Below are 4,304 nucleotides of genomic sequence, written 5' to 3'. Positions count from 1 at the left end.
GGCCAGGTCAACTACGGCCGTTCGCTCAGCAGCATGTGACGACGCGCGGAGCCGCCGTACCGACGAGGGCGGGCGGGGGCGGGCGGGGGGGGTACCGGGCGCGCGGCGCGGCGCCGTGGCTCAACTGCCGCTCTCCTTGCTGCCGTCCGGGCCAGGCACCTCCGGAATCTCGTCGTCCGGGCGGCATTTGGGACCGCCGCACTGACAGGGCGGCCACGCGCGCGACAGGGTCCGCGCCGCCTCGGCCGCCCGTCCCGCGGCGCCCTCGCCGTCCGACCGGGGTGTCCACCGCGCACCCCGCCCTGACGACGCGTCGGGGCCCCACGTGTCCGGGCCCCAGATGTCGGGACCCCAGGTGTCCGGGCCCCACGTGCGCATGAAGTCCCGCATCTCCGGGGCCGGTTCCTCGCGAGGCATGATCAGGGTGCCGTCCGAGCCGAACGTCCCGCTCAGGAGCGACAGCCACCATCGCGCCTCGCTGCCTCCCGTCATGCGGCAGGCTCCCCGGCCCCGCGCCGCGCCCTGCCCGGCAACTCGGCGGAGGCGGGCGACCCGTCCGGGGCATCCGTCCCCGTATCGGTGGTTCGGTCACGCATGTGGGATGTACCTTCCGTTATCTCGTACTCGCTTTCCGTGTTCAAGTCTCGGTGTCCGCGAGCACGTGCACCAGGCATCGGGCCATGACATGGCGTTGGTCATGACGGAGGAACACGCAGATGACGGCTGAGACCAGCGCGCCGGACCCCACCTCCTCGCTGCTCGCCTTCTTCGGCAGCGAGCTGAGGCGCATCCGCACGGTCGCGGGGGTCTCCCAGGACGAGGCGGCGACCCGGGCCCACACCACCCAGTCCATGATCAGCAAGGTGGAGGCGGCCAAGCGCGTCCCGTCCGAGGACCTCGCCCACGATCTGGACCTGGCCTTCGCCACGGACGGGCATTTCGAGCGCCTGTATCCGCTCGTCATCACGTACGCCTATCCGTCGTGGTTTCTTCCGTTCGTCGAACTCGAACGCGAAGCGACAGCGATGCGCGTATTCGAAAGTCAGATCGTGCCCGGACTCCTGCAGACGGAGGAGTACGCACGCGCCATGCTGAACGCCGTACGGCCGGAAAACCTCGACGGTCTCATCGCGGCGCGTATGACGCGACAGGAAGTACTCGAACGGGAGTCACCTCCCCGAACGTGGTTCGTCGTGGACGAGAACGTGTTGCTGCGGCCCATCGGCGGCGCCGCCGTCATGCGTCACCAGCTGGCGCGCCTGCTCCAGCAGGGGCGGGATCCGCGCTGTGTGATCCAGGTCGTCCCCCGCACGGTGCCCGCCCATGCCGGGCTCGCCGGCCCCTTCACCGTGCTGAGCTTCGAGGAAGGGGCCGACGTGCTCTATGTCGACGGCTTCTCCCAGGGCCGCACCGCTCTGGACACGCATGAGATCGCCACCGCCACCTACTCCTTCGATCTGCTGCGGGCGGTGGCGCTCTCGCCCGACGAGTCGGCCGGTCTGATCAGCGGGCATCTGGAAGGACTGGAACGATGATCGGCACGAACCAGCTCTCCGTCGCGTGGCGGAGCAGCAGTTACAGCACCAACGGCGCCAACTGCATAGAGGTGAGCGACGCGTTCGCGCGCTCCGTTCCGGTACGTGACTCCAAGAACCCGGGCGGACCGGCGCTCGTCTTCCCGCTGTGGGCCTTCTCGTCGTTCATCCGGGCCGTGCAGCGCGGCGAGTTCCTCGCCTCCTGACCAGGCCGGAGGCCGTGCGGCCCCGGGTCAGCCCGCCGCCTTCGCCGGTACCTCGCCGCTCTTGTCGACGACCGCGCGCTCCATGATCGCGGTGGTGCCGTAGAGGGTGCTCACCGGGTCGCCCGGCTGCCAGCTCTTGTTGATGTACTGGCGGGCGCCGAGGAGCGCGAGGCTCTCCTTGTCGAAGATCCACTCGTCGCGCGTGGCGAAGCCGGTGTCCTCCAGCGTGATTCCGGCACCGTGGCGGCCCGCCGCGTCCACCGCGTCGGGTACCTGGATCACCCCGGGGATCGTGGCGGCCACCTTGTAGAACGCGGCGGCGTTCGCGGGCGGCATGACCGTATCGAGCAGCAGGTCGCCGATCTTGTCGAAGACGGCTGCGTCCTTCGTCTCGCCCTCGACCGTCCGGGTCTGCGCGTAGAGCAGGGTGCGCAGGGCCCCGGGGTCGGTGGGGAGCGAGGCCAGCCACGCGTAAGTGGGCCGGTCGATCCCGGCGGGGATGCCGCCGGACCCCTCGGGGGCTCCGTCCACCACCCCGGCCTCGATGGGCAGGAGCTGACCGGGCAGCGGGGCCCCCTTGCCGGTCGTGCGCATCGCGCCGGCCTGGATGACGGGCTCGGGGTCCTGTGCCATCCAGGACTCCCGCTCGTACGGGGCGCCGATCTTCACCGGGCCCTCGAAGGTGCCCTCGTTGCCCCGGCCCACGCTCCTGACGTACACGAACTGGTCGTCCCGTACCGGCGTCGCGTCGGTCGCCAGGGAGGCGGCGGCGATCCGGTCGAGCAGGACGGTCGCGTTCCGCGCCTGGACGCTCCCGGCGGTCGGGGCGGGGGCGCTCCGGCCGCTGTCGCCTCCGGTCACGAGGGTGGCGACCAGGGCGCCCGACAGCGCGAGGGCGGCGGCGGGCAGCAGCACCGCCGGGCGCGTGAGCCGACGGGCGGGCGGCTCCGTGACCGGCCGAGCGGCGGTGGTCTGCTGATCGTGGTCGATCCGCTGCATCAAGAGATCCTTGTGGTGGAGGTGACGGTCCGGCGGCAGGTCCCGTTCGGCCGGTGCCGGCAGCAGCCGGGCCACGTCCTCGACGTCGGCCCGCTCGGAGCGGCGGTCAGCGTTCATCGGGTCTCCTCCCGCAGGGACAGAGCCGCGAACGCGGCTTCACTCCTCACCTCTCCGCGGCGGCGCCGCGGTTCCCTCTCCGTCTCGTTCCCCGACTCGTTCCCCGTCTCGTTCTCCGACTCATTCCCCGACTCGTTCTCCGTGTCGTTCTGCGTCTCGACGAGCCGGCCGAGCCTGGCGCGGGCCCGCGAGAGGCGCGAGCGTACGGTGCCGACCGGGATGCCGAGCGCCTGCGCGGTCTGCTGGTAGTCCAGGCCGGACCAGACGCACAGCGCGAGCACCTCCCGCTCCTGGCGGCGCAGTCGGCTCAGGGCGGTGTGGATCGCGGCGAGTTTGCGCGCGTCGTCGATCCGGCCGGCCGTCTCCTCCGCGAAGTCCGCCACCGGGGGCGGGGCCGGCCGGTGGGCCAGGAAGGCGAGGCGTCTGCGCCGACCGCGGTTGGCGCTGTGCGCCTTGTTGGTGGCGATGCCGTACAGCCACGGCTTGAGCGACCCGCCGTCCGGTTCCAGCCGCTCCCGGACGCGCCAGGCGGCCAGGAAGGTGTCGGACATCACCTCTTCGGCGGTCGACCAGTCGCCGGTCAGCCGCAGGGCGTGGTGGTGGACGGCGCGCGCGTAGGTGTCGTACAGCTCGGCGAACGCCTCGCGGTCGCCCGCCCGTACCCGGGCGCGCAGCGGGTCGGGAGGTTCGGGGTCCGACGGCGCGGGGTCTGGTGGTTCTGTGCTCCTCACAGCAGGTACCTCTCCGCGCCGCGCGCGGGGTTCCCGTGGTCCGCGTCACACCCGAGGTGTCCGCAAAAGCGCCTGCGCGCGTCGTCCGGCGAGGGTTCGCCGGGCGACGCGCGCAGTGCGGTCGTTGCCGCCGATACGGTCAGAGCTGGCCGGAGGCGGCGATGGTGATCTTGGCGCTGGTGGCGCCGGAGCCCGAGCCGTAGCCCTCGATCTTCTTGACGAGGGCCAGGCTCTCCTCGTCGGCGACCTCGCCGAACACGACGTGCTTGCCGTCGAGCCAGGTCGTCGCGATGGTGGTGATGAAGAACTGCGAGCCGTTGGTGTTCCGGCCCGCGTTGGCCATCGAGAGCTGGCCGGGCTTGGTGTGCTTGAGCGTGAAGTTCTCGTCGGCGAACTTCTCGCCGTAGATGCTCTTGCCGCCCGTGCCGTTGCCCGCGGTGAAGTCGCCGCCCTGGAGCATGAAGTCCGGGATGACCCGGTGGAAGGACGACCCGGCGTAGCCGAAGCCCTGCTCGCCGGTGGCCAGCGCGCGGAAGTTCTCGGCCGTCTTGGGCACGACGTCGTCGAACAGGTTGAAGGTGATCCGCCCGGCGGGGGCGTCGTTGATGGTGATGTCGAAGTAGACCTTAATCGTCATGTCACCATCCTGACACTTGCGCCCGCCGGTGCGCGTACGCCCCCCTCACCCCACGGCCCGGCGGGCGCAAGTGTCAGGA

The 4,304-nt window shown here is 71.3% G+C and carries 6 protein-coding genes; 2 read left to right on the top strand and 4 right to left on the bottom strand.

Annotation, left to right across the window (positions count from 1 at the left end; all coding sequences use genetic code 11):
* Positions 1 to 120 precede the first annotated feature (120 nt).
* Positions 121 to 492 (bottom strand): hypothetical protein, encoded by a 372-nt coding sequence (locus DVH02_RS33010; protein ID WP_114627525.1) that lies wholly within the window; start codon positions 490 to 492, stop codon positions 121 to 123.
* Between the two features lie 224 nt (positions 493 to 716).
* Between DVH02_RS33010 and DVH02_RS33005 the strand changes: the two genes are divergently transcribed.
* Together DVH02_RS33005 and DVH02_RS33000 are read left to right on the top strand one after the other, a co-directional pair.
* Entirely contained in the window at positions 717 to 1,535 is an 819-nt protein-coding gene (locus DVH02_RS33005) for a helix-turn-helix domain-containing protein (protein WP_114627524.1), read from the top strand.
* Positions 1,532 to 1,741: a DUF397 domain-containing protein gene (locus DVH02_RS33000; RefSeq protein WP_114627523.1), complete on the top strand. Its 210-nt coding sequence runs from the start codon at positions 1,532 to 1,534 to the stop codon at positions 1,739 to 1,741. Before DVH02_RS33005 ends, DVH02_RS33000 begins: the two co-directional genes overlap by 4 nt.
* Before the next feature lie 27 nt (positions 1,742 to 1,768).
* Here DVH02_RS33000 and DVH02_RS32995 read toward each other — a convergent pair whose 3' ends face one another.
* The 3 genes from DVH02_RS32995 to DVH02_RS32985 all read right to left on the bottom strand — a co-directional run bounded on the left by DVH02_RS32995 (position 1,769) and on the right by DVH02_RS32985 (position 4,225).
* The gene (locus DVH02_RS32995) at positions 1,769 to 2,857 is read right to left on the bottom strand and encodes a CU044_5270 family protein (RefSeq protein WP_114627522.1); all 1,089 of its coding nucleotides are present in this window, start codon (positions 2,855 to 2,857) and stop codon (positions 1,769 to 1,771) included.
* Positions 2,854 to 3,531 (bottom strand): RNA polymerase sigma factor, encoded by a 678-nt coding sequence (locus tag DVH02_RS32990; protein WP_114627526.1) that lies wholly within the window; start codon positions 3,529 to 3,531, stop codon positions 2,854 to 2,856. Before DVH02_RS32990 ends, DVH02_RS32995 begins: the two co-directional genes overlap by 4 nt.
* Before the next feature lie 196 nt (positions 3,532 to 3,727).
* A complete protein-coding gene (locus DVH02_RS32985) occupies positions 3,728 to 4,225 on the bottom strand; it encodes a peptidylprolyl isomerase (RefSeq protein WP_114627521.1) in 498 nt (165 codons plus the stop codon).
* Positions 4,226 to 4,304 lie beyond the last annotated feature (79 nt).

It is taken from the genome of Streptomyces corynorhini (assembly GCF_003346515.1).
GTDB lineage: Bacteria > Actinomycetota > Actinomycetes > Streptomycetales > Streptomycetaceae > Streptomyces > Streptomyces corynorhini.
This window is presented reverse-complemented; position numbering and strand designations above follow the sequence as displayed.

Bases quoted from the DNA above. Each gene is read 5' to 3' on its own strand.
- DVH02_RS33000 (WP_114627523.1), top strand. From the start codon at position 1,532: ATGATCGGCACGAACCAGCTCTCCGTCGCGTGGCGGAGCAGCAGTTAC.
- DVH02_RS32985 (WP_114627521.1), bottom strand. From the start codon at position 4,225: ATGACGATTAAGGTCTACTTCGACATCACCATCAACGACGCCCCCGCC.
- DVH02_RS33010 (WP_114627525.1), bottom strand. From the start codon at position 492: ATGACGGGAGGCAGCGAGGCGCGATGGTGGCTGTCGCTCCTGAGCGGG.
- DVH02_RS32995 (WP_114627522.1), bottom strand. From the start codon at position 2,857: ATGAACGCTGACCGCCGCTCCGAGCGGGCCGACGTCGAGGACGTGGCC.
- DVH02_RS33005 (WP_114627524.1), top strand. From the start codon at position 717: ATGACGGCTGAGACCAGCGCGCCGGACCCCACCTCCTCGCTGCTCGCC.